At 69.7% G+C, this 23,275-nt stretch carries 18 protein-coding genes, 1 tRNA gene and 2 pseudogenes; 10 read left to right on the forward strand and 11 right to left on the reverse strand.

Annotated features, from left to right (window positions below; translation table 11 throughout):
- Nucleotides 1–43: 43 nt before the first annotated feature.
- A pseudogene (locus tag ACWD3C_RS36360) lies at nucleotides 44–743 on the reverse strand (pentapeptide repeat-containing protein).
- 157 nt (nucleotides 744–900) lie between these two features.
- On the opposite strand from ACWD3C_RS36360, the gene ACWD3C_RS36365 reads away from it, so the two are divergent.
- The 5 genes from ACWD3C_RS36365 to ACWD3C_RS36385 all read left to right on the forward strand — a co-directional run bounded on the left by ACWD3C_RS36365 (nucleotide 901) and on the right by ACWD3C_RS36385 (nucleotide 6,175).
- The gene (locus tag ACWD3C_RS36365) at nucleotides 901–2,097 is read left to right on the forward strand and encodes an FAD-dependent oxidoreductase (RefSeq protein WP_451150827.1); all 1,197 of its coding nucleotides are present in this window, start codon (nucleotides 901–903) and stop codon (nucleotides 2,095–2,097) included.
- 94 nt (nucleotides 2,098–2,191) lie between these two features.
- Nucleotides 2,192–3,202, forward strand: coding sequence for a zinc-binding dehydrogenase (locus tag ACWD3C_RS36370; RefSeq protein WP_451150891.1), 1,011 nt, complete (start codon nucleotides 2,192–2,194; stop codon nucleotides 3,200–3,202).
- A gap of 376 nt (nucleotides 3,203–3,578) precedes the next feature.
- The gene (locus tag ACWD3C_RS36375) at nucleotides 3,579–4,418 is read left to right on the forward strand and encodes an aminoglycoside phosphotransferase family protein (protein ID WP_451150893.1); all 840 of its coding nucleotides are present in this window, start codon (nucleotides 3,579–3,581) and stop codon (nucleotides 4,416–4,418) included.
- A gap of 758 nt (nucleotides 4,419–5,176) precedes the next feature.
- Nucleotides 5,177–5,323, forward strand: a complete 147-nt coding sequence (locus tag ACWD3C_RS36380) for a hypothetical protein (protein ID WP_451150829.1) — start codon at nucleotides 5,177–5,179, stop codon at nucleotides 5,321–5,323.
- Nucleotides 5,324–5,338: 15 nt separating this feature from the next.
- Nucleotides 5,339–6,175 carry a DUF2637 domain-containing protein gene (locus tag ACWD3C_RS36385; RefSeq protein WP_451150831.1) on the forward strand — a complete coding sequence of 279 codons (837 nt, stop codon included), beginning with the start codon at nucleotides 5,339–5,341 and terminating at the stop codon, nucleotides 6,173–6,175.
- A gap of 1,677 nt (nucleotides 6,176–7,852) precedes the next feature.
- Here ACWD3C_RS36385 and ACWD3C_RS36390 read toward each other — a convergent pair.
- Nucleotides 7,853–7,925: transfer RNA gene (locus tag ACWD3C_RS36390), tRNA-Thr, on the reverse strand.
- A 174-nt stretch (nucleotides 7,926–8,099) separates the two neighbouring features.
- Here ACWD3C_RS36390 and ACWD3C_RS36395 point away from each other — a divergent pair.
- The 4 genes from ACWD3C_RS36395 to ACWD3C_RS36410 all read left to right on the forward strand — a co-directional run bounded on the left by ACWD3C_RS36395 (nucleotide 8,100) and on the right by ACWD3C_RS36410 (nucleotide 12,539).
- Complete coding sequence (locus tag ACWD3C_RS36395; RefSeq protein WP_451150833.1) at nucleotides 8,100–9,500, forward strand: RNA-guided endonuclease InsQ/TnpB family protein; 1,401 nt, start codon at nucleotides 8,100–8,102, stop codon at nucleotides 9,498–9,500.
- Nucleotides 9,501–9,882: 382 nt separating this feature from the next.
- Nucleotides 9,883–11,019, forward strand: coding sequence for an ABC transporter ATP-binding protein (locus ACWD3C_RS36400; protein WP_451150895.1), 1,137 nt, complete (start codon nucleotides 9,883–9,885; stop codon nucleotides 11,017–11,019).
- A gap of 229 nt (nucleotides 11,020–11,248) precedes the next feature.
- Nucleotides 11,249–11,716 carry a hypothetical protein gene (locus tag ACWD3C_RS36405; protein WP_451150835.1) on the forward strand — a complete coding sequence of 156 codons (468 nt, stop codon included), beginning with the start codon at nucleotides 11,249–11,251 and terminating at the stop codon, nucleotides 11,714–11,716.
- A gap of 91 nt (nucleotides 11,717–11,807) precedes the next feature.
- Nucleotides 11,808–12,539 (forward strand): nucleotidyltransferase family protein, encoded by a 732-nt coding sequence (locus ACWD3C_RS36410; RefSeq protein WP_451150837.1) that lies wholly within the window; start codon nucleotides 11,808–11,810, stop codon nucleotides 12,537–12,539.
- 111 nt (nucleotides 12,540–12,650) lie between these two features.
- Here the strand turns inward: ACWD3C_RS36410 and ACWD3C_RS36415 are convergent, their stop codons facing one another.
- The 7 genes and pseudogenes from ACWD3C_RS36415 to ACWD3C_RS36445 form a co-directional block, all read right to left on the reverse strand.
- Nucleotides 12,651–14,480, reverse strand: coding sequence for a DoxX family protein (locus ACWD3C_RS36415; RefSeq protein ID WP_451150839.1), 1,830 nt, complete (start codon nucleotides 14,478–14,480; stop codon nucleotides 12,651–12,653).
- 105 nt (nucleotides 14,481–14,585) lie between these two features.
- Nucleotides 14,586–14,693: pseudogene (locus ACWD3C_RS36420) on the reverse strand (TrmH family RNA methyltransferase); the annotation flags it as partial.
- Nucleotides 14,694–14,787: 94 nt separating this feature from the next.
- Nucleotides 14,788–15,723, reverse strand: a complete 936-nt coding sequence (gene rlmB, locus ACWD3C_RS36425) for a 23S rRNA (guanosine(2251)-2'-O)-methyltransferase RlmB (protein WP_451150841.1) — start codon at nucleotides 15,721–15,723, stop codon at nucleotides 14,788–14,790.
- A 124-nt stretch (nucleotides 15,724–15,847) separates the two neighbouring features.
- Nucleotides 15,848–17,248 (reverse strand): cysteine--tRNA ligase, encoded by a 1,401-nt coding sequence (gene cysS / locus ACWD3C_RS36430; RefSeq protein WP_451150843.1) that lies wholly within the window; start codon nucleotides 17,246–17,248, stop codon nucleotides 15,848–15,850.
- A 243-nt stretch (nucleotides 17,249–17,491) separates the two neighbouring features.
- Nucleotides 17,492–18,001, reverse strand: coding sequence for a 2-C-methyl-D-erythritol 2,4-cyclodiphosphate synthase (gene ispF / locus ACWD3C_RS36435; RefSeq protein ID WP_451150845.1), 510 nt, complete (start codon nucleotides 17,999–18,001; stop codon nucleotides 17,492–17,494).
- Entirely contained in the window at nucleotides 17,991–18,755 is a 765-nt protein-coding gene (gene ispD, locus ACWD3C_RS36440; protein WP_451150847.1) for a 2-C-methyl-D-erythritol 4-phosphate cytidylyltransferase, read from the reverse strand. The genes ispF and ispD overlap by 11 nt, the downstream gene beginning before the upstream one ends.
- 447 nt (nucleotides 18,756–19,202) lie before the next feature.
- Nucleotides 19,203–19,685 (reverse strand): CarD family transcriptional regulator, encoded by a 483-nt coding sequence (locus ACWD3C_RS36445; RefSeq protein WP_003953493.1) that lies wholly within the window; start codon nucleotides 19,683–19,685, stop codon nucleotides 19,203–19,205.
- Between the two features lie 761 nt (nucleotides 19,686–20,446).
- Here ACWD3C_RS36445 and ACWD3C_RS36450 point away from each other — a divergent pair.
- A complete protein-coding gene (locus ACWD3C_RS36450) occupies nucleotides 20,447–21,130 on the forward strand; it encodes a DUF461 domain-containing protein (RefSeq protein ID WP_451150849.1) in 684 nt (227 codons plus the stop codon).
- 85 nt (nucleotides 21,131–21,215) lie between these two features.
- Here the strand turns inward: ACWD3C_RS36450 and ACWD3C_RS36455 are convergent, their stop codons facing one another.
- On the reverse strand, nucleotides 21,216–21,896 hold the full coding sequence (locus ACWD3C_RS36455; protein WP_007382946.1) for a response regulator transcription factor: 681 nt from the start codon (nucleotides 21,894–21,896) through the stop codon (nucleotides 21,216–21,218).
- Nucleotides 21,893–23,251 carry a sensor histidine kinase gene (locus ACWD3C_RS36460; RefSeq protein WP_451150851.1) on the reverse strand — a complete coding sequence of 453 codons (1,359 nt, stop codon included), beginning with the start codon at nucleotides 23,249–23,251 and terminating at the stop codon, nucleotides 21,893–21,895. The genes ACWD3C_RS36455 and ACWD3C_RS36460 overlap by 4 nt, the downstream gene beginning before the upstream one ends.
- Between the last annotated feature and the right edge of the window lie 24 nt (nucleotides 23,252–23,275).

Here is a 23,275-nt window from a genome sequence, read left to right on the forward strand (position 1 = left end):
GCACCGGCGGCTTCGCCCGAGCCCATCCGCCCCGGAGACTCCGTCAGCCCTCCACCCGAACCCCCATCTCCGCCGCCAACACCGGTGCCAGGTCCAGCAGCTGAGCCGTACTGATCACCGTCCCCGACAACCGGTCGCCCCCCCCGCGCGATCTCCAGCTGAGCCGCGCCCCGGAAGTCGACGTCGGCGAAGGTCGCCGCGCTGAAGTCCGCCCCCTTCAGCGCGCAGTCGACGAACTCCACCCGCTCCAGCCGGGCACCCCCGAAGTCGGGCTCGACGAGGACGCAGCCCTCGAAGACGACGTCCTTGAGCCGGGCGCGGCGGAGGTTCAGGTAGTCGATCTTGCCGCCGCGTACGACGACCCGTTCCAGGACGGAGCCGTGCAGCTGGACTCCGCCCAGCCGCGCGTCGGTCAGGTCCACGTCGCGCAGGGTCGCCTCGGCGAGGTCGGTGCCCACGCCCCGTATGCCGGTGAGGACCGAGTCCAGGACGCGGGCGTGGTGCAGCCGGACCTCGTCCAGCGCGCAGCCCGTGAGCGCGCAGTCCATGAAGCGGGCGCCTCCGCCATCCTGCCCGGCGAAGTCCTCCTCCCGGAAGTCCAGCCCGTCGTAGTCCCCGTCAGGTTCCAGCCCCGCCCCGTCGTACCGCTCCAGCGGCGGCAGCCGCACCTCCGGCCGCCGCGCCCCCTTCACACCGGACCCGGCACCCCTCACACCGGCCCCGCCGGTCACTCGTCCCGTCATGCCCCCATGTTGCACCCCACCACTGACAACGCCCCCGACAATGACGCCTCCAGCGCCTATGACCTGCGAAAACTCCCCTCCATGTCACATTCCGGCCCCCTCGATCAGTCGTACTCAGAGACACACAACCCCGACCGACCAGAGGGAGACCCCACCCATGCACCGCATCACCGTCATCGGCGGCGGCTTCGCCGGACTGACCGCCGCCATCACCGCGGCGGAGGCCGGCGCGAAGGTCACCGTGTACGAGGCGCACCACACTCTCGGCGGACGGGCCCGGACCGCCGAGGGACCGTACAAGACCAACGACGGCCCGCACGCCCTCTACAACGGCGGCCCGCACTGGACCTGGCTCAAGCAGCGCGACCTCATCGGCCCGCTCGCCCCCATTCCGCCCCTGGAGGCCGCCCGCCTGCGCCTCCACCACAAGGGCGCCCTCCGCCGCACCCCGCCCTTCGCGATGCTCAAGCTGCTTCGCCGTACGGCCCAACAGGCGCCCATCGACGTCGACTTCATGACCTGGGCGACCGAGCAGGCCGGGGAGGAGGCGGCACGGGCCGCCGCGAACTACTCCGCCGTCGCCCTCTTCCACCACGACCCGGGCGCGCTGTCGGCCGCGTTCGTGCAGGAACGGCTGCGCAGGGCCACCAAGTTGCCCCCGGAGGCGCACTATCCGCGCGGCGGCTGGGCGAACGTCATCGACCGGATGGCCGCCCGTGCCTGGAACCTCGGCGTCCGCATGGAGACCCTCTCCCGCGTAGAGCGCGTAGACCGCGTAGACACGGTCCCCGGCACGACCACGGGTCCCGTCATCGTCGCCACCTCCCTCCACGCCGCCCGCCGCCTCCTCGACGACGACTCGCTGACCTGGGCGAGCGGCCGTACGGCCCTCATCGACATCGCCGTACGCACCCGCCGGGGCGACGCCTTCGCCGTCTCCGACCTGGACGCGCCGGGCTGGATCGAGCGCTTCACCGCCCAGGACCGCACCCTCGCCCCGGCCGGGGAGCAGCTCCTCCAGGGCCAGTTCCCGATCGCGCCGCACGAGTCCCGGGCCGACGGCATCGCCCGCGCCGAGCGCCTCCTCGACCTCGCCTTCGACGGCTGGCGCGAGCGCGTCACCTGGCGGCGCGAGGCCGTCGCAGGCGGCCGTACGGGCGCCGTGGACCTGCCCGGCACCAGTTGGCGCGACCGTCCCGCCGTGGACCGCGGCGACGGCGTCTACCTCGCGGGCGACCAGGTCGCGGCGCCCGGTGTGCTGTCGGAGGTGTCGTTCAACAGCGCCCTCGCGGCCGTGTCCATGGCCCTGGACCTGGGCGGCCACCGCCGGCCACTTGACCTCAAGCATGCTTGAGGTTGAAGGCTGGGCTCACCACGCAGTGCTCACCGAGGTGCTCACCGCAGCGCTCACCCTCAAGCACTCACCTCACCATCAAGAGGAGCCCACGATGCACGCCATCCGCCTGCACGCCTTCGGCCCGGCCGAGAACCTCACCTACGAGAAGGCCGAGGACCCCGAGCCCGGCCCGGGCCAGGTCCGTATCGCCGTCGCCGCGGCCGGAGTGCACCTGCTGGACACGGCCCTCAGAGAGGGGCAGCAGGGCCCCGCCCCCGAACCGACCCCGCTGCCCACGATCCCCGGCCGCGAGGTCGCCGGAGTCGTCGAGTCCCTCGGCGAGGGCACCCCGGCCCTCTGGCTCGGCAAGCGCGTCGTCGCCCACCTCGGCTTCGCCCCCGGCGGCTACGCCGAACTCGCCGTCACCGACGTCGACCGCCTCCACGAGATCCCGGACAACCTCGACTTCGCCCAGGCCGTCGCCCTGATCGGAACGGGCCGTACGACGATGGGCATCCTGCGGTTCGCCGAGCCCGGCCCCGACGACGTGGTCGTCATCCCGGCGGCCGCGGGCGGCATCGGCACCCTCCTCGTGCAGTACGCCAAGAGCACCGGCGCCACCGTCATCGGCCTCGCCGGCGGCCCCGAGAAGGTCGCCCGTGTACGCGCGAACGGCGCCGACCTCGCCGTCGACTACACGGACCCGTCCTGGACGCGGCACGTCGCCGCGTACCGGGGCAAGGTGACGATCGTCTACGACGGCGTGGGCGGCGATGTCGCCCGCGCGGCCGTCGCCCTCCTCGCACCGACCGGCAACCACACGGCCAACCACACCGGCAGGCACATCGGCAAGCACATCGTCTTCGGCTGGTCCGGCGAGGGCATCCACCAGGGCGGCCCCTACCTCGTCGACGGCGTCTCCGAGCAGGTCCTCGGCCCGGAGATGCTGAAGAAGACAGGCGGCCCCAACCCCATCCGCACCCTCGAACTCCGCGCCCTCACCGAAGCCGCCACCGGCCGCCTCACCCCGGCCGTCCACCGCTTCCCCCTCGCCGAGGCGGCCACCGCCCACCGCGCCCTGGAGAACCGGGGCACGATCGGCAAGGTGGTGCTGGAACCGTGACCCGCCACCCGGCCGTCCACAGTCCCGTATAACCGTCGCCGCCGCCGACGATCACGACGTCGGTGGACGCGTTGCCGGGAGAGGGGGCTCCTGGGGGCGGGGGCACCTTCCTGGGCGTACCAGAAGGAGATCTCTCCGTTGACAGTAGTGACGGTGGCATCCGTGCTGCTCATGGCGGGACGTTAGCCCTTGCGGGCTTCGATGCCTCCTTGGTGTCTCCTTGGTGTCTCCTTGGTGTCTCGTTGATGTCTCCTTCGGATTCCGTGGTTCCGCGGGCTCCCGCACCCCCGGATATCGCGCTGACGCGACGCACACGCGCGCGTAGTGTCCTGTTTTTGTGATCGACGTCCCCGAAGAACTCGCCGCCACCCAGCACATGGTCAACGGAGAGGCGGGCCGCGCCTTCATCGCCGCACTGCCCGAGCAGGCCGCCGCGTTCATGGAGCGCTGGGAACTGCGCCTCGACGGGCCGTCGATGTACGGCATGTGCGCACTGGTCCTCCCGGTCGTCCGGCCCGACGGCACACCGGCCGTCCTCAAGCTCCAACTCCTCGACGAGGAGAGCGTGGGAGAACCGGTCGCCCTGCGCGCCTGGGACGGCGACGGGGCCGTACGGCTCCTGGAGTACGACACCACCACGGGCACCATGCTGCTCGAACGGCTCGACGCGGCACGCATGTTGACGTACGTGCCGGACTCACGCGACGGCGTGCTCGTCATCGCACGACTGCTGGCCCGGCTGACCTCCGTACCGGCGCCCGAAGGGCTGCGACGGCTCGGCGACATCACGGCGAACATGCTGGAGCGGACGCCCGCGGTGCTGGCACGGATCGCGGACCCGGCGGACCGGCGCCTGATCGCGGACTGCGCGGCGGCCGTACGAGAGGTCGCGGACCAGCCCGGCGACCGGCTCCTCCACTGGGACCTGCACTTCGACAACGCACTCGCCTCCGACCGCGCCCCCTGGCTGGCCATCGACCCGAAACCACTGGCCGGCGACCCGGGCTTCGACCTGTGGCCGGCCCTGAACAACCGCTTCGAGCCGGACGAGGTGCACTGGCGCTTCGACGCGATGACGGACGTACTGGGCCTCGACCGGGAACGGGCCCGGGCCTGGACGCTGGGGCGCATCCTGCAGAACGCGCTGTGGGAGATCGAGGAAGGGCGCGAACTGACGCCGGACGACCTGGAGATCGGCCGACAGCTGCGCGCCTGACCTCGCGCTTTCGCGAGGCTGACGAAGCCTTCCAGGACGGCTCCAGCGGCGCCAACGTCAACCACACATCGTCCGCGGCCACTTCGGCGGCCCACACGTCCGCTACATCCTCGAAGTGAACCCTTTGAGTTTGGATCAATATCAACTTGAACCCTTCGCTCCGGCTGAGGTGGTGAATCCGGCACTCGCCTGTTTCCGATGCGTACGCAGCTTCCGCAATGCAGTGGGTAAGGGGCTACGAGACACGGATCAGGAGTTTCGAACGTCACACAGAGAGGGGCCTGGCCTCTGAAGTGCCTGGCCTCGGCGGTGGTCCCCCCTGGCCAACAAGGACACCACCACCGCCGTACAGCAGTGGCCCTCCACACGGACCCCCGTGAGGACAACCACGCCACGCCGTGGCCGGTGGCGGCGTCGTAGACCACCGCACCCTGTCCGCCAACGGTGGATTCATCTTCCTGTCCGAGGGGAATTCAAGAGACAATCCGCATGACTCGTCGCGCGCTGAACACGACGCGGTGGACTCTGATGAAAAACGCTCCAGTCAATACTATTTGCCAAACTGCGCCGACTCACTCGTTTGCCACGCATCCCGGGGGAGCGGGCAGCGTTAGCGGATTATGACGAAAGAAAGGCTCCTTGGCTCTTCCTGCGCCGGAGCGACGGCGGAGAATCTGCCCGTGGCCCGTGCTGTGACAGTAGGGCGATACACCTACACTCCTGCCGGGGCGTACTCATCGCCCGACGCCCCCGGCACCTTGCACGGAGACGATGCACGGGTCGAACTGCGGGTCACTGATTCGCTGCTCAGTGAGTTCCTGACGCTGCTGAACGCGGCCCAGGAGGAACTCAGCCGACGGTGGAACGACCAGGGACACTCCGGCTGCCACGCCGCCCGCGGGTGACGGGGGCAGATTTCCGTGAACAACGACTATCCGGATCTTTCCTTTACGCGACATGAACCGTATTCCGATGCATACTCCACCGGGTCGGGGACCGGCCGGCACAGGGGCCCAGTCGAGACCCTGCACGCGGAGAGCCCCCTGGAACAGGGCTGGGACCCGGTCGAGGAACTCACCCATCTCCTGCAGGACGCAGCGGCGGCGGAGCAGGATCCCATCGTTCCGCCGCCTCACAGCGAGCCGTCCTCCGGCGTCGGCTCCACCGGCGACCCGATGGACAACCTGGTACAGATCACTGCCGAGTTGCCGCCCATTCGGCGCCCTTCTGTCGGGCATCGGAAAACGCGAACCCGCCAATTCCGCTTCACGTGGCTACAGACCGTCAGCTTCGTGATCGCCGCACTCGCCGCCGTCATCGTGTCGATGGTCAGCGTCTTCGGGGGCATGGTGGCCTACGCACCTCTGCGCCACATCGCATCCAGTACACGGAGCAGCATGGTCGCCGGATGGCCTCTTCTGGTCTACGGCCCCTGGATGGTGGCCTCTCTCTCCATCCTGCGGTCCGCCCTGCACCAACGCCGGGCCATGCACTCATGGTTCGTCGTTCTGTCGTTCTCCTCCGTTGCGATAGCGCTGAGCGTGGCAGATGCCGACAGGACCTTCCCCGACATCGCCGCCGCCACCCTGTCGGCCTTAGCCGCCCTGGCCTGCTTTCAACAACTGGTCCGACAAATCACACTGACCCGGCCACCGCGCCAGAGGACGCCCCGCCACCGGCAGCGCCCCGCTCCTGGATCTCCGGAACCCCCTGAGGCCAAGAGCAAATCGGCCACATCGAAAACGCGTCTTGCTTGATTCTGCTCGGCCGCTTTCCCAGCCGTTCTTGAGTTCGCTCAAGGTCGGCTGACGAGATCCCGTTCGATCATGGTGATCGGGCGGGATTTTTGCGTTTCTGGTGTCCGTTCGATGCCTGTCCGGGGTGGTGGATGGCGGCGAGCCACGACTGGAGACGCACTGGGCTGCTGCCGTGCCGTCGTGCGGGCATGGCAACCAGCCCCGGCGCGCCGGGCCGGCGGTGGCGGTGTGTGGCCGTAGTGCGGACCGGTCAGTCGGCGAGCGGGGGCGGCCCTCCTGCATTCTCGGGCGGATCGGTGACCGGCTGGCCGGTGATCTGTGCCGGGATGGCTTCGTAGTCGGTGTCGGTGAGTTGGGTGCCGGTGCGCTGATGGAGCCAGGTCAGGCGGTGGGCAGTTCGAGCCGTTCGTGCTTTCGAGCCATTCGTGCTCCGGCAGCCGGACGGTGGGACGTGTGGCGGGGTGGCCGGCGCGGGCCCGGCCATTGCCCAGGTCGACCACGGCCGGTGTCGGCCCTGTGGCAGACGGACGGTGCGGGCGCAGTCGGTCACGCCGTGAGCAGTTCACCGACGGAGACGGCCCGGCCGCCGGGCACCACAGCCGTATGGCGCCGTGGGCGTCAGGTCCTTGCTCGACCTTCAGGAAGTACGGTCGGCGCACGGTGATCGCCGCTTGGAGTTCCTCGCTGCGCAGGCATACGGCTTTGTCGTCCGCCCCTTGGAGGGCCTCGGCCGGCGCGGTGGGGATATACGGGCAGACCAGAGAGCCGTCCACCAGCAACGCTCCGTGCCAACTTGCCTGAACGCCCCGGTCGGTGGCCTTGCAGTCCAGGGCGAGGCGGTAGCCGAGGCGGCGGGCGGGGCGGCAGGCGGGGATCTGGAAGTGTTCTGGGGCGCATCCGGTGTAGGCGGTCGGCGGCGCACGTTCCGGCCGGCAGCGCGAGGTGGGCGAGCTGTTCCATCACGATGATCGCGTTGGGGCCGGTGCGGACGATGGGGGTGTCCAGCACAAGGCCGAGACACAGCTGCGGGTAGGCCGTGGCCTTCCCTGGGGGGTCTCGGGGGCGGCGAGTGTGGGCGGCGGTCACAAGGGTGGCGCTGTAGCCGAAGACGCCCTCGTCGCAGCAGCCGCTGTAGTGCCGGCCCACGGTGACCTCGATCCGGGCGGCCTCGGAGCGCCGGCTGCCGGGCGGGCAGGACCGGGACGCGATGGCATCGCCCCCGATGTCACCGCGGCGGCCGCGCAGGTGCCCGCGGGTCCGGGCGAGACGGCCCGAGTTCCACCGAGAACAGGAGGACGACCGGCGGCCATCCCGCGACGAGCACTGGCCGCCAGGCGAGAGCCGGTACCGCCGCGACGTCGGCAGCAAGGAACACTCTGATGCGGCGCAGAAACGCCATCCACACCACAGCGCGGCGCTCACCGCGTCCGCACCGCCCTGAAGGGCAAACGCCCTCTGGTGAATGCAGGAAGCGTACGCGGCCACTGACGCCACGACCAGGGCACAGCCACGCCGCACCCACATCTCAAGGTCAGCCGCGCGAGAACCGTCCTTGCGCGGCTCTTCGGCGCCCCTCATCGAGGCTTACCGCCCTTGCGGCAACCAGCCCACAGAACCTCGACCGTAGCCGAAACTACGAGGTCACGGGTCCTGCGGGCTGGTTGTCCATATTCATCGAGCCCCCTGTCGGGTTCGAACCGACGACCTGTTGTTTACAAGACAACTACTCTTCCAGCTGAGCTAAGGGGGCACGTCTACCACATCGCCGTACGTGAAGGCTGCTCCACTGTACACAGAGCCCGTTTCTCCAAGCCACGAAGTTCCCCACCCACCTCGACCGAAAAACCGTGCGTAACCAACCGCGCACCCGTTCGTTGATCGGTCTGACGTGCTGTTCCGAAGATCGGATCGTCGGGGAGGGGTCATGGGGGACTCGGAGAAGAAGCCGGAGGCGGTGAAGGGCGAGGAGGCCAAGCGCATCAAGCGCGAGGCACTCGGTATCGGCGACCGCCGCAAGCACCACACGCGCAAGGCGAAGCCGCTGAAGGGGCACGCCAAGGAGCCGGACACCCAGCACCGGCTCTATCGGTTCCGCTTCTATCCGACCGAGGAGCAGGCCGCGCAGTTGCAGAACACGTTCGGGGCCTGTCGGTGGGTCTACAACGAGGGTCTGGCGCTGCGGTCCGGGGCCTGGGAGCAGCACCGGGTGAATGTGGGGTTCGCGGAGACGTGTCGGGCCTTGACCGGCTGGAAGCGGGACGAGGGGAGGGCGTGGCTCAGGGAGGTGTCGTCGACTGTGCTCCAGCAGTCTCTGCGCCATCTCGATCAGGCGTACACGCGGTTCTTCAAGGGCACGGCGAAGTATCCGAAGCGGAAGAAGAAGGGGCGGGCGCGGGATACGGCGACGTATGTGCGGACGGGCTTCAAGTGGGTCGAGGATCCGGAGCGGCCGGGTACGGGGCTGATCACCCTCGCCAAGCAGTCGCGGCCGCTGGACATTCGCTGGTCGCGCGCCCTGCCCGCCGGAGTGGTCCCGGTCCGGCTGTCGGTGACGCGGGACCGGGCTGGGCGGTACTTCGTGTCCACGCTCGTGGAGGAGCAAATAGCGCCGCTGCCTGCCGTGTTCGTACCTGGCTCGCGGGCACCGAAGGCGGTGGGGCTCGATCTGGGGCTGGCGTCACTCGTGACTCTGGACGACGGGACGAAGCTCGACCATCCGCGACTACTGAAGCGGTACGCGGAGAAGCTGGCGCGGCTTCAGCGTGAGCTGCACAGGAAGGTGAAGGGATCCGAGAACAGGAACAAGGTCAGGCAGAAGATCGCTCGCCTCTACGCGCTCATCAGTGACGTACGCAGAGACATGCTGGACCAGTTCACGACCCGCCTTGTGCGCGAGAACCAAGTGCTCGTGGTGGAGGATCTGTCCATCGTGACCCTGCTGCGGTCGGCCCGTGGCAAGGGCAGGCGACGGAAGGCGAAACTGAACGAGGCGATCACCGACGCGGCGTGGGGCGAGCTGCTACGGCAGTTGCGTTACAAGTGCGAGTGGTACGGCCGGACGCTGGTGATCGTCGACCGCTTCTTCCCCTCTACTCGGCGCTGCTCAGCCTGTTATACGAAGGGACCGAAGATGGACGTTTCGGTACGGGGCTGGACCTGCGCCGAGTGTGGAGTTATCCATGATCGGGACGTGAACGCGGCCGTGAATCTCCGGGACGAGGGGATGCGGCTGTACTGGCTGGTGGCTGCGGGGCTACCGCCAGGGAAGAAGGCGCCGACTGTGATCAAGGCGTCTGAGCTGGAGAAGTGTCTGCTGGCCGCGTAGGAGTGGTGGCTGGTTGTGGTACGGACCGACGGGCCGTCGGCCGGAATGCCTGTGGAGCTCGTGTGAGACCGGTCGGGTGTGGTCCGCAAGGACTGTGCTCGGCGGGCAGCGGGCTGAGAAGCAGGAAGCGAAGCAGGCCAAAAGTGATTTGCTCTGGATCTGTCTGCAAGCAGAGGTCAAAAGGGCCCCGCTCTGACTCTCTCGAAAATTCCCGCGAAGTTCACAGCCCCCGGACTACTGACAGACCAGGTGAACGCCAGGTACCGTCCTGACCCAGTTCACTCTTGTGGACTACACCACCACGGAGCCGTCCGCGGTGGTCACCACCTTCCACAACGGATCGTCCGGCACGTTCCTGCCGGTAGAAGGGGGCCTCGCAGCCATGGCCACTGTTTCGTTCGACAAGGCGACCCGGATCTACCCGGGTTCCACCAAGCCCGCCGTCGACCAGCTCGAGATCGAGATCGAGGACGGCGAGTTCCTCGTCCTTGTCGGTCCGTCGGGCTGTGGCAAGTCGACCTCGCTCCGCATGCTGGCGGGGCTGGAGGACGTGAACGCCGGCGCCATCCGCATCGGTGAGCGCGACGTCACGCACCTGCCGCCGAAGGACCGGGACATCGCCATGGTGTTCCAGAACTACGCGCTGTACCCGCACATGACGGTCGCCGACAACATGGGCTTCGCGCTCAAGATCGCCGGTGTCAACAAGGCGGAGATCCGCAAGAAGGTCGAGGAGGCCGCGAAGATCCTCGACCTCAGCGAGTACCTGGACCGCAAGCCGAAGGCCCTCTCCGGTGGTCAGCGTCAGCGTGTCGCCATGGGCCGCGCCATCGTGCGTGAGCCGCAGGTGTTCCTCATGGACGAGCCGCTGTCCAACCTCGACGCCAAGCTCCGTGTCTCGACGCGTACGCAGATCGCGTCGTTGCAGCGCCGTCTCGGCATCACCAGCGTCTACGTCACCCACGACCAGGTCGAGGCCATGACGATGGGCGACCGTGTGGCCGTACTGAAGGACGGTCTGCTGCAGCAGGTCGACACCCCGCGGCACATGTACGACCGCCCGGCCAACCTCTTCGTCGCCGGCTTCATCGGCTCCCCGGCCATGAACCTGGTCGAGGTGCCGATCACCGACGGCGGTGTGAAGTTCGGCAACAGCGTGGTGCCGGTCAGCCGTGAGGCGCTGACGGCCGCCACCGACAAGGGTGACAAGACCGTCACCGTCGGTGTGCGCCCGGAGCACTTCGACATCGTCGAACAGAACGGTGGCGCCGCGTCCTCCCTGTCGAAGGACTCCGAGGACGCCCCGGCCGGTCTCGCGGTCTCCGTCAACGTCGTGGAGGAGCTCGGCGCCGACGGCTACGTCTACGGCAGTGCCGAGGTCGGCGGCGAGACCAAGGACCTCGTGGTCCGGGTCAGCGGCCGCCAGGTCCCGGAGAAGGGCTCCCAGCTGCACGTCGTGCCGCAGCCGGGCGAGGCCCATGTGTTCTCGACCTCCACGGGCGAGCGCCTCTCCGACTGACGCCGCAGGGCAGCGGCACCCGGGAGAAAATCCCGGAGAAATCACCCACGTTGACGAAAAGGGCCCCGCGGACCGCCGCGGGGCCCTTTTCACTGCCCGTGAATACCCCGGCATAACCGGTCATTTCGAGCCTTGTGCGTCAACCCCCTACCCAATTACGGGCACTCGACATCCCCCGAACCGGTGACCAAATGTCGCCATATCACTACCCCGCGCTACCCTCACTCGCGTGAAGCACACCACTACCCAACGGAACCGGCGAGGCCCCGGCCCCGCCCGCCGGATCGGCCGCACCCTCGCCCTCGTACTGCCCGTCGTCCTGGTGCTCTCCGGCACCTTGGCGGTCACCCGGGTCAACTGGTCGGGCAGCGACCCCTCGCACTCGGTCCTCACGGCCGCCGAAGCATCGAGCGTGACCTCGGGGGCCGCCTCCACCCGCGCCAAGTCCCGTGCCCCGCAGGACGTACTGCGCGACAGACTCCTGCTGGAGGTCATGGAGAAGAACCCGGGCGTCGCCCTCACCCACCTCCAACAGGCGGTGAACGGCCGCCCGTCGCTGGCGAAGCACTGCACGTCCATCGCCCGCGCGCTGGGCCGCGCGGCCGTCCGCGTGTACGGCCCGTCCCGTGCCCAGTCCTACGCCCGTCCCGTCTGCGACACGTCCTTCGCGTCGGGCGTGGCCGCGGCCCACAGCTGAGCCATCTCGTCACTCAGCCCGTCACACCCCCGATACCGACGATCCTGAGGGCCGTGCTCCCGTGAACGGGGCGCCACGTACAGTTCGGGTCATGACCGATCCGAACGCCGCGTCGCGCCCCGTTCAAGCCGTCGTCCTGGCCGGCGGCCAGGGTTCCCGGCTGCGTCCGTACACCGATGACCGGCCCAAGCCCATGGTCGAGATCCCCGGCACCGGAACGCCGATCATCGGCCATCAGCTCACCTGGCTCGCCGAGGAGGGCGTGACGGACGTGGTCGTGTCCTGCGGCCATCTCGCCGACGTCCTGCAGAAGTGGCTGAACTCGGCCGACCTGCCCGTCCGCGTCACCACGGTCGTCGAGACGGAGCCGCTGGGCCGCGGCGGCGGCCTGAAGCACGCGGCCGCGCACCTCCCCCACCCCGACCGGCCGTGGTACGCCACCAACGGCGACATCTGGACCCGTTTCTCGCTGCGCGACATGGCGGACTTCCACGCCGAGCGCGACGCCGTCGCCACGCTCGCCCTGGCCCGCCCGCGCCTGCCCTGGGGCGCCGTCAAGACGGACGGCTTCGGGCACATCACGGACTTCATCGAGGCTCCGCCGTCCACGTTCGAGATCAACGCGGGCGTCTACGTCTTCTCCCCCGGGTTCGCCGCCCTGCTGCCCGAGCGCGGCGACCACGAGCGCACCACGTTCCCGCGCCTGGCCCGCGAACGCCGCCTGGCCGGCTTCCCGATCCCGCAGGGCGCCTACTGGCGTGCCATCGACACGGCCAAGGATCTGACGGAGGCGGCGAAGGAGCTTGCGGCGCCGGGCCGTTGAGGGGCGCGTAAAGAGGTCCGTATACGTCGATGCAGAGAGGTCCGTATACGTCGATGGGGTCCCGCACAGTCACCGTGCGGGACCCCATCGACGTACTCAGGGAATCGCTGGTCAGCCCAACAGGCCGCCCACCAGCCCGGGCTGGCCGCCGGAGTTGCCGCCCCCGCCGGAGCCGTCCGAGCCGCCGGAGCCGTCGCCCGGGGTTTCGGGGCCGCCCGTGGAGCCGCCGCTCGACGAGGTGCCGCCGCTGGAGGTCGGACCGGCGCTGGTGGCCGGGGCCTGGTCGACCGGGGAGGACTGCTGGGGCGGGGCCTGGCCCGCGGTGCCCTGGGTCTGGCTGGGGGTGCCGCCGGTGGCGGTGGCGGTCCCCGTGCCCGTGCTCGTGCCGGCGCTCGTGCCGCGGGTCGCGCTCGGGGTGCTGGCGGACTGCGAGGGGCCGGCCGAAGTGGCGCCCTGGGTAGGTGAGTTGGAGGCCTCGGGGGACCTCTCCCGGCGCTTGCCGGGTTCCTCGGGGAGCGGGGAGCCGGGGAGTTCGTTGCGCGGGGCCTCGCCGGGGCCGGGGACGACGACCCGGTCGGCGTCGCGGACGGCTCCGCCGAGGACCGAGCCGATGAGGAGGGTGAGCCCGATGACGACGGTGGTGACGAGGGCGCCGCGGCGCAGCACGTACCGCCGCAGGTCCCACAGTTCCGCGCGCGGTCCGAGGCGGCGCCAGGCGTTGCCCGCGAGGCGGCCGTCGACGGAGTACACCGGGGCGCCCGCGATGATCAGCGGGGACCAGGCGGCGAGGTAGATGATGTCGGGTGTGTCGTAGGCGGGGACGGTCTTCCAGCTGACGGTGACGAGCAGCGCGGCCGAGAGGAGCGCGCCGAGGACCGCGGCGACCCGCTGCCACAGGCCAAGGACCGTGAGGACGCCCACGATGACCTGGGCGAAGGCGATGACGAGTCCGGCGCCCACGGGGTGTTCGAGGGCGAACTGCCGCAGGGGCTCGGCGACTTCCCAGGGGTGCAGCGTGTTGAGCCACTTCACCATGGAGCCGCGCTTGCCGCCGTCGAAATAGACGGGGTCGCAGAGCTTGCCCATGCCGGCGTAGATGGAGATGAAGCCGAGGAACACGCGCAGGGGCAGGAGGACTACCCCCAGGTTCATGCGGCGGCCGGGGTAGTAGGCGTGCCGGACGCCCGCCGCGGTGGCGGCCGAGGCCGACGTGTTGCCGTGCCGCCCGGATCGGGGCTCGCCCCGGTCGTCGAACTCGGCGTCGTCGTAAGCCGGTTCGCCGTACGAGTCGTCGTACGTGGTCCCGTCGTACGCCGTCTCGTCGTACGCGCTGCCGACGGTCCGCATGGCGGGCAGCAGCCGGGTGCCGTCGGAACCGTGACTGCCGTGGCCATCGCGACTGCCGTGGCCGTCATGTCCGTCGTAGGCGCGCTGGCTGCCGACGACGGGGGTCTCGACGGTCTGGACGGTCAAGTCGCCTTCGTAGTCGCCGGGTTGAGGGCCGTAGCCGCCGGTCCCGGTGATGTCGATGCGCGGGATGACCTGGGTCGCGCCGGCGTCGGCCGTGGGGTCCGCGGAGCCGTGGGGCACGCTGGTGCTCCGCACGGCCTGCAGCAGCCGGTGGGCGCCGGTGTCGTCGGGGGCGGACTTCCCGCTCCAGACGACGGCCCGGCGGCGCCCGGCGGCGGGTGCGCCCGGGTGGGCCGTCGCGCCCACGACGGGCATGCGCGCGGTGTTCTCGCTGGCGCTCAAGTGCCGTGCGATCCGCGGGGATTGGGGCGGCCGCGTGGCGGCGCCCAGCTGCACGCGGAAGCTCGCGTGATTGACGATGACCTGCGCCGGATCGCTCGGCACCTTCACCATGCTCAGCGCGGGAGCGTCGTCGAATCCCGACGAGCGGTCCCCCGTGGGTGTGCGGGGTGTTCTGGTGTCCACACTCATCTAACCGAGTGACGTGTCGTTAGGACACTGCTTTGACCGGCCCGATCTGTCCGGACCGCGTCAAGGTGATCCAGAACTCCCCGAACACCCTGCTGAGGTGGGGTTTCACGCCCTCCGGCGCGCCGCCTCGTACAACACAACTCCCGCCGCCACACCCGCGTTCAACGACTCCGCCCCGCCCCGCATCGGAATCCGCACCCGGAAGTCGCAGGACCCCTCCCGTCCGCGCCCCTCGCACCGCTACGCGGGCTTCGCAGCGCTGCGCCGGACTCCGTCCAGCGGGCTCCGCCCGCCACGCCGACTGCCATCAAGCCCGACGACGCGCCGCCTCGTACAACACAACTCCCGCCGCCACACCCGCGTTCAACGACTCCGCCCCGCCCGGCATCGGAATCCGCACCCGGAAGTCGCAGGTCTCGCCCACGAGTCGGGACAGCCCCTTGCCCTCGCTGCCGACGACGATGACGACGGGCCCGCCGAGGGCCTCCAGCTCACCGATCTCGGCCTCGCCGTCGGCGGCGAGGCCGACCACGACGATGCCGGCCTTCTTGTACGCCTCCAGCGCGCGCGTGAGGTTGGTGGCGCGGGCGACGGGCGTACGGGCGGCCGTACCGGCGGAGGTCTTCCAGGCACCGGCGGTCATGCCGGCCGCGCGTCGTTCGGGTACGACGACGCCGTGGCCGCCGAAGGCGGAGACGGAGCGGACGACGGCGCCGAGGTTGCGCGGGTCGGTGACACCGTCGAGGGCGACGATGAGGGGGTCCTCGTCGGCGTCGTACGCGGCGTTCGCGAGGTCCTCGGGGTGGGCGTACTCGTACGGCGGGACCTGGAGGACGAGGCCCTGATGGTTGAGGCCGTTCGTGATGCGGTCCAGCTCGGGGCGCGGCGCCTCCATGAGGTTGATGCCGCCGCGCTCGGCCGCGAGCTGCAGCGCCTCGCGCACCCGCTCGTCGTTGTCGATGAACTGCTGCACGTACAGCGTGGTCGCGGGCACGCCCCCGCGCAGTGCCTCGACGACCGGGTTGCGCCCGACGACGAGCTCGGAGGCGCTCTTGGAGCGCGGGCCCTTGGTCCGGACCTGGGCGCGCCGGGTCTTGGCCTGCGCGGCGCGCTGCTTGGCGTGCCCCTTGCGCATCTCGGCGGGCGGGGTGGGCCCCTTGCCTTCCAGTCCCCGGCGTCGCTGGCCGCCACTGCCGACCTGCGCGCCCTTCTTGCCGGACATGCGGCGGTTGTTGGCGGCCATGATCTACCTGTTCTGTGTGGTGTGACCGGGCGTGAACCCGTGGGCTACGTCGTACGTCTGTGAAGTGTGCCTTTGTGCAGTGTGCCGCCCGGAGGGCCGGGCGGCACAATCGATCATGAACTGATCAACGCGGGCCGAGCGACCAGCGCGGCCCCTGCGGGCTGTCCTCGATGACGAGCCCCGACTGGTTGAGCTGGTCGCGGATGGCGTCGGCGGTGGCCCAGTCCTTACGGGCGCGGGCGGACTCGCGCTGGTCGAGGACGAGGCGTACGAGGCTGTCGACGACCCCGTGGAGGTCCTCGCCCCGGTCGGCGCCCTCTCCGGCCCAGTGGGCGTCGAGGGGGTCGAGGCCGAGGACGCCGAGCATGGCCCGCACCTCGGCCAGCCGTTCGACGGCGGCTTCCTTGTCGTCGGCGGCGAGCGCGCTGTTGCCCTGCCGGACGGTGGTGTGCACGACGGCGAGGGCCTGCGGGACGCCCAGGTCGTCGTCCATCGCCTCGGCGAAGGCGGGCGGCACGTCGGCCGACGGCTCGACGGGGCCCGCCATCTCGATGACCCGCTGGACGAAGCCCTCGATGCGCGCGAACGCCGACTCGGCCTCGCGCAAGGCCTCCTCGCTGTACTCGATCATCGAACGGTAGTGCGGGGTGCCGAGGTAGTAGCGGAGCACGATGGGGCGCCAGTGCTTGACCATCTCGGAAACGAGGACCGAGTTCCCGAGGGACTTGGACATCTTCTCGCCGCTCATGGTGACCCAGGCGTTGTGCACCCAGTACCGGGCGAACTCGTCGCCGTACGCCTTGGCCTGCGCGATCTCGTTCTCGTGGTGCGGGAAGACCAGGTCGAGCCCGCCGCCGTGGATGTCGAAGGCGGAGCCCAGGTACTTGTGGGCCATGGCGGAGCACTCCAGGTGCCACCCCGGGCGGCCCCGCCCCCACGGCGTCCCCCAGGTCGGCTCGCCCGGCTTGGCGGCCTTCCACATCGCGAAGTCGCGCGGGTCCCGCTTGCCGGTCTCGCCCTCGCCCGAGGGCTGGAGCAGGTTCTCCAGCTCCTGGTTGGACAACTGGAGGTACTCGGGGAAGGACCGCACGTCGAAGTACACGTTCCCGTCGGACTCGTACGCGTGCCCCCGTTCGATGAGGCCGCGCATCATCTCGACCATCTCGGTGACGTGTCCGGTGGCCCGGGGCTCGTACGTCGGCGGCAGGCAACCGAGCACGGTGTAGCCGTCGTTGAACGCCCGCTCGTTCTCGTACCCGATCGCCCACCACGGGCGGCCCTGGTCGGCGGCCTTGGTGATGATCTTGTCGTCGATGTCGGTGACGTTCCGTACGAACGTCACCTCGTAGCCGCGGTACTCGAACCAGCGGCGCATGATGTCGAAGTTGAGCCCCGACCTGATGTGCCCGATGTGCGGGGCCGCCTGCACCGTGGCGCCACACAGGTAGATCGAGACGCAACCCGGCGTGAGCGGGGCGAAGTCACGGATCTGCCGGGCGCTGGTGTCGTACAGGCGAATAGTCACCCCTCCAGGGTAGTAGGCGCGGGGCAGTGCCCTGCGACGGTTCCGCGCAGGGGGCACGTATTCGTGACATACGGGGAGGGAGGGCTGACGAGCGCCCCGAAGGGGCGCGGGGAACTGCGCGACCAGCCCCAGACACCCCGCAGCAACACGACGACCGAAACCAGCCCCTGCCCCCGGGGTCGAAGGGGCGCAGCCCCTGGGGATGGGACGGGTAGGGGCGGCGGGGGCGAAAGCACCCCCCGTTCAGCCCACCCGCACCACCAACGCCGTAGCCACCGCCATCAGCCCTTCCCCCCGCCCCGGAAACCCCAGCCCATCCGTCGTGGCCCCCGAGACCGACACCGGAGCCCCGGCCGCCTCCGAGAGGACCTTCTGCGCTTCCTCCCGCCGCTTGCCGATCTTGGGCCGGTCCCCGACGACCTGGACGGCGATGTTGCCGATGGTGAAGCCGGCCTCGCGGACGATCCGGGCGGCCTCGGTCAGCAGGGCGGTCCCCGACGCACCGGCCCACTCCGGCCGCCCGGTGCCGAAGTGCTGCCCCAGGTCACCCAGCCCCGCCGCCGAGAACAGCGCGTTGCACGCCGCGTGGGCGACGACGTCGGCGTCGGAGTGGCCGGCCAGCCCCGTCCCCTCGCCCTCCCACCTGAGCCCGGCGCACCACAGCTCGCGCCCCTCCTCGAAGGCATGGATGTCGGTGCCGATGCCGACCCGGGGAAGCACGACCTGCGGCTGCTCGGAGGCCTCAGAAGCCATCGTTCAGCCTCCGTCGCGCCAGGACCGCCTCCGCCAGCACCAGGTCCAGGGGGCGGGTCACTTTGAACGCCTCCTCGTGGCCGGGTACGACCACGACCCGGAGGCCGAGCTGCTCCACCATGCTCGCGTCGTCCGTGACGTTCTCGGTGACCGTCTCGTGCGCCCGTACCAGCGTCTCGCGGTCGAAGCCCTGCGGAGTCTGCACCGCTCGCAGCAGCGCGCGCTCCGGCGTGGCGACGACGGGCTCGGGCTCGCCCGGGGCGGCCGCGGGCTCGATCTGCTTGACCGTGTCCGCGAGGGGCAGCGCGGGTACGACGGCCGGAGCCCCGTCCCGTACGGCCTCGATGACGGAGTCGACCGTGTCGACGGGCACGAGCGGCCGGGCCGCGTCGTGCACGAGGACGATGTCGTAGTCGGGCGGCAGCGTCTCCAGCCCGAGCTTCACGGATTCCTGCCGCGACTCGCCGCCCGGTACGACGACGAAGTCCGTGCGCTCGGGCAGCGCGTGCGCGTCGAGCAGGGTCTTGACCTCGGCGGCACCGTCGGGCGGGGCCACGACGACGACGAGGGAGACGGTGCGGGACGCGGCCATGGCCCGTACCGCGTGGATGAGCATCGGGGTGCCGTTCAGCGCGCGGAGCGCTTTGGGGGCGCCCGGACCGAGGCGTACGCCGCGGCCTGCGGCCGGAATCACGGCCGCCGTACGAGCCCCGGTACGAGCCGGCGAAGGCGAAGGGCGCGAATCGTCAGACATCGGTTCCTGTCAGGTTTGTGCACTCGGCCTGCGTGGGTATGGCCACAGCGTGCCGGGCGCGACGCCTTGACCGGACCCTTCCGTGACATCTGGTCGAGCCAGCTGCCCGGGCCCGGCACGCCAAGTATCGGGGGTCTTCACTGACGCCTGAAAGCTGGGTACGCGGATGTCGCAGGCATCCGGGCGTCCAGCAGACATCCGGGGTCGGGGAATCACCGATCGCGGAATCACCCGGGATCGCGGAATCACCCGGGATCCGGGATTCAGGGAATCACCGGGAATGGTCGAAAATGATCGAAGTGAGCATGCCGCAGCGCCCGGCGACAATCCCTACGTCATCGGGCACCACGGCATTACATGTCTGACCGTCCGCCTCACCTCTGATGGCTTACCCCTGCCGCACAGCAGCGGCACAGTGGCGTCAAAAGCGGCGAAACCGGGATGGCGTCAGGACGCGAGGACCTCGTCGAGCAGGGCCTCGGCCTTGTCCTCGTTCGTGTTCTCCGCGAGGGCGAGTTCGCTCACCAGGATCTGGCGGGCCTTGGCGAGCATGCGCTTCTCGCCGGCGGAGAGTCCACGCTCGCGCTCACGACGCCACAGGTCACGTACGACTTCCGCGACCTTGATGACATCGCCGGAGGCGAGCTTCTCCAGATTTGCCTTGTAACGACGCGACCAGTTCGTGGGCTCCTCGGCATACGGTGCACGCAGCACTTCGAAGACCCGGTCCAGCCCGTCCTGACCGACCACATCACGCACGCCGACGAACTCCGCATTGTCCGCTGGCACACGCACCGTCAGGTCGCCTTGAGCGACCTTGAGCACCAAGTAGGTCTTGTCCACGCCTTTGATCTGACGAGTTTCGATGGCCTCGATCAGCGCGGCCCCGTGATGGGGATAGACCACGGTGTCGCCAACCTTGAACGTCATGTGACAGGTACCCCTTCCGTGGCTATCCAGGGTAACACGGAAACGGCGTCTTCTGAATGGCGTTTTCGCAGGTCAGGGCATATCTCGGGGCTTGACAACCGCAACAGGAACGTGCTTCGAGGGGCGAGTGGCAGTGGGTATTCGCAGGTCGGAGCGGCTCTCCGGGGGGAGCGAAACGCGCACGTTACACACATCCGGAGGCCCCGACCAGCGTCCTAACATCCCGTTTTGTCCGACTCCGTGTGTGCGACTTACGCTACTCCGTTCGGTGCGCGGAGTCGGGTACGAGACGATTCCGGAATTGATCAAGGCGGCCGATGTGTGGCGATCGATGTACGGGCGCCCGTCCGGCGCCGATCTCCCTGCGATCTCCCCGCGATCTACTGGTGAACTACCGATGATCGATTTTCGGGAACCTCCCCGTACTCATGTCTCCCAGTACTCATGTACTGCCATGTATTCCGCGCGGGAAATACGCGAGCCCTCCGGCACTTATGTGAATGCCGAACCAGTGAGCGGCCAAAGAGACAGGAAGGGACCGGAAGGCCCAGAAGGGACCGGGGCGCCTCCGCGGTGCCCCCTGCTCGGACGAAGCGGCGAGGTCGGGGGAGGGTTGGGGGAGGGCTTGGGGGAGGGTCGGGTGCGGCGGCGCACGGACGGCTCGGTAACCTGAACCCGCTGACAGACACTTAGGGCGGCTTTACAGCCGTACCGATCAGGTCCGAACCCGTACCGCCCACGTTCAAGGAGTTGCCGCCGCCGTGAGCAGCAGCCTTCGACGCGGCGCCCTCGCCGCCGCCGCCATCGCGTTCTCGATCGCCTCGCTCGCCGCATGCGGCGCCGGCAACAACGCACAGACACTGGGAGTCAGGCCGGACAACGCGGCCACGGCTGTCGGCGACATCAAGATCCAGAACGCGATCGTGGTGACCCAGCCCGACGGCGAGTCGACGGGCCCGTCCGTGGTCTCCGCGACCGTGTTCAACGACGGCCCCACCGACCAGACGCTGGAGTCCGTCACGGTGGACGGCATCCGCCAGGCCGCGAGGCTCGCCCCCGCGAACGGCAAGGGCAGGCTGACCGTCCCGGCCGGCGGCTCGCTCGTCATCGGCGGAGAGGGCAACGCCTCCGCGGTGCTGTCCAACAGCCGCGAGGCCCTGCAGGACGGCAACGCGCAGCGGGTCACGTTCAGCTTCAGCGAGACCGGCGACGTGAGCCTGCGCGCGTTCATCGTCCCGGCCGAGCACTACTTCGAGCAGTGGGGCCCGACCGAGGCCCCCACGTCCTCCCCCACCGCCACGCCCACCGACGGCGCCTCCCCGTCCGTCTCCCCCACGGGCACGCCTACGGGCACACCCGCGGGGGACACCGAGACGGCCGAGACCGGCGCGGCCGGCGGTTCCGCCGAGGACGCCGCGGCGGATCAGGCGGACGCCGAGCACTGAGCCACACAGTCCGTACGAGGAAGGGCGGCACCCCACCAGGGGATGCCGCCCTTCCTCGTACAACGACAAGCAACTACGTGCCGGCCTACGGCTCGAACTTGTACCCGAGACCGCGCACCGTCACCAGATACCTGGGCGCCCCAGGATCCGGCTCGATCTTCGCGCGGAGACGCTTGACGTGGACGTCGAGGGTCTTGGTGTCGCCCACGTAGTCGGCGCCCCAGACGCGGTCGATGAGCTGCATGCGGGTCAGGACGCGTCCGGCGTTGCGGAGGAGCATTTCGAGCAGGTCGAACTCCTTGAGAGGCAGGTCGACCTTGGAACCGGAGACGGTGACGACGTGACGGTCCACGTCCATGCGGACCGGACCGGCCTCCAGCGCGGCCGGGGTGACCTCCTCGGGCTCGCCGCGGCGGCGCAGTACGGCCCGGATACGGGCGACGAGCTCGCGGGAGGAGAAGGGCTTGGTGACATAGTCATCGGCTCCTATCTCCAGGCCCACGACCTTGTCGATCTCGCTGTCCTTGGCGGTGACCATGATCACCGGGACATTGGAACGGCCGCGCAGCTGACGGCAGACCTCGGTGCCCGGCAGGCCGGGCAGCATCAGGTCGAGCAGGACGAGATCGGCGCCGTTGCGCTCGAACTCGTCGAGACCGTCGGGCCCGGTGGCCGCTATGGCGACCTCGAAGCCCTCCTTGCGGAGCATGTAGGACAGGGCGTCGCTGAAGGACTCCTCGTCCTCGACGACGAGCACTCGGGTCACGGAAGGACCTCCGGGGCGGGAAGCGAATCGTACGGGGATGAGTCGGTGGGCTGTTGTCCGGCCTCGCCGTCGAGACCCTCTTCGTCAAGACCCTCTTCGTCGAGAGCCCCTTCGTCGAGAACGGACGATTGCCGTGCCTGTGCGCGGTCGCGGGCCGCGCCCGCCTCCGGCAGTCGCAGGGTGAACGTGGAGCCCTGTCCCTCGGAGCTCCACACCGTGACCTCCCCGCCGTGCGAGGCGGCCACGTGCTTGACGATCGCGAGACCGAGACCGGTGCCACCGGTGGCACGGGAACGGGCCGGGTCGACGCGGTAGAAGCGCTCGAAGATGCGCTCCTTGTCCTTCTCCGAGATGCCGATGCCCTGGTCGGTCACGGCGATCTCGATATGGTCCCCGCCCGGCGCGTTCACCCGGCGGGCGGCTATGCCGACGCGGGTCCGGGCGGGCGAGTAGTTGACGGCGTTCTCGACGAGGTTGCCGAGGGCGGCGGCCAGCTGGCCCCGGTTGCCCCAGACGTGCAGGTCGGCGGTGCCCGCCCGTCTCCCACCATCACCCTCGTTCGAAGGGCCTCCGGGCCCTCCGATCGCGGCGGCCATGGTGATCTGCTTGGTGCCGGCCTGGTGGCGGCACCGGTCGATGGCCTCGGCGACCAGTTCGTCCACCCGTACGGGCTCGGCGTCCTCCAGCGGGTCGTCGTTCTGCACCCGGGAGAGGTCGATGAGTTCCTGTACGAGGCTGGTGAGCCGGGTCGCCTCGACCTGCATCCGCCCGGCGAAGCGTTCCACCGCCTCCGGGTCGTCGCTGGCGCCCATGACGGCCTCGGAGAGGAGGGAGAGGGCGCCGACGGGCGTCTTCAGCTCGTGACTGACGTTGGCCACGAAGTCCCGTCGTACGGCCTCTATCCGGCGGGCCTCGGTGAGGTCCTCCACCAGGAGCAGGACGAGCCGGGAGCCGAGGGGGGCCACGCGCGCGGAGACCGCGAGGGCCTCGCCGCGTCCGACGCCGCGCCGGGGCAGGTCCAGCTCGACCTGCCGTATCTCTCCGTCGCGGCGGGTGTCGCGGGCCATTTGGAGCATCGGGTCGATGGCGAGTTTTCCACCGCGCACCAGCCCGAGGGCGTACGCGGCGGAGCTGGCCTTGACCACGGTGTCGGCCTCGTCGAGGACGACGGCCGAGGACCTGAGCACGGACAGCACGGTGTCCACGCCGGGCGGAAGCACTGGGTCCGTGTGCAGGGAGGTCCTGGTGGGACGCTTCTGCTCGCGCTCGCTCCAACGGAACGCCAGCATGGCGATGACACCGGTGAGCACACCGGCGATCGCTGCCGCTGCGGCGACCGCCGCGTTCACGTCCATGCGTCCAGGTTAGGCACGCGATCC

It is taken from the genome of Streptomyces sp. NPDC002845, from assembly GCF_053591955.1.

Bases quoted from the DNA above. Each gene is read 5' to 3' on its own strand.
- ACWD3C_RS36400 (WP_451150895.1), top strand. From the start codon at position 9,883: ATGGCCACTGTTTCGTTCGACAAGGCGACCCGGATCTACCCGGGTTCC.
- ACWD3C_RS36375 (WP_451150893.1), top strand. From the start codon at position 3,579: ATGGTCAACGGAGAGGCGGGCCGCGCCTTCATCGCCGCACTGCCCGAG.
- ACWD3C_RS36370 (WP_451150891.1), top strand. From the start codon at position 2,192: ATGCACGCCATCCGCCTGCACGCCTTCGGCCCGGCCGAGAACCTCACC.
- ACWD3C_RS36410 (WP_451150837.1), top strand. From the start codon at position 11,808: ATGACCGATCCGAACGCCGCGTCGCGCCCCGTTCAAGCCGTCGTCCTG.
- ACWD3C_RS36460 (WP_451150851.1), bottom strand. From the start codon at position 23,251: ATGGACGTGAACGCGGCGGTCGCCGCAGCGGCAGCGATCGCCGGTGTG.
- ACWD3C_RS36365 (WP_451150827.1), top strand. From the start codon at position 901: ATGCACCGCATCACCGTCATCGGCGGCGGCTTCGCCGGACTGACCGCC.
- ispF (WP_451150845.1), bottom strand. From the start codon at position 18,001: ATGGCTTCTGAGGCCTCCGAGCAGCCGCAGGTCGTGCTTCCCCGGGTC.
- ispD (WP_451150847.1), bottom strand. From the start codon at position 18,755: ATGTCTGACGATTCGCGCCCTTCGCCTTCGCCGGCTCGTACCGGGGCT.
- ACWD3C_RS36445 (WP_003953493.1), bottom strand. From the start codon at position 19,685: ATGACGTTCAAGGTTGGCGACACCGTGGTCTATCCCCATCACGGGGCC.
- ACWD3C_RS36415 (WP_451150839.1), bottom strand. From the start codon at position 14,480: ATGAGTGTGGACACCAGAACACCCCGCACACCCACGGGGGACCGCTCG.
- rlmB (WP_451150841.1), bottom strand. From the start codon at position 15,723: ATGGCCGCCAACAACCGCCGCATGTCCGGCAAGAAGGGCGCGCAGGTC.
- ACWD3C_RS36395 (WP_451150833.1), top strand. From the start codon at position 8,100: ATGGGGGACTCGGAGAAGAAGCCGGAGGCGGTGAAGGGCGAGGAGGCC.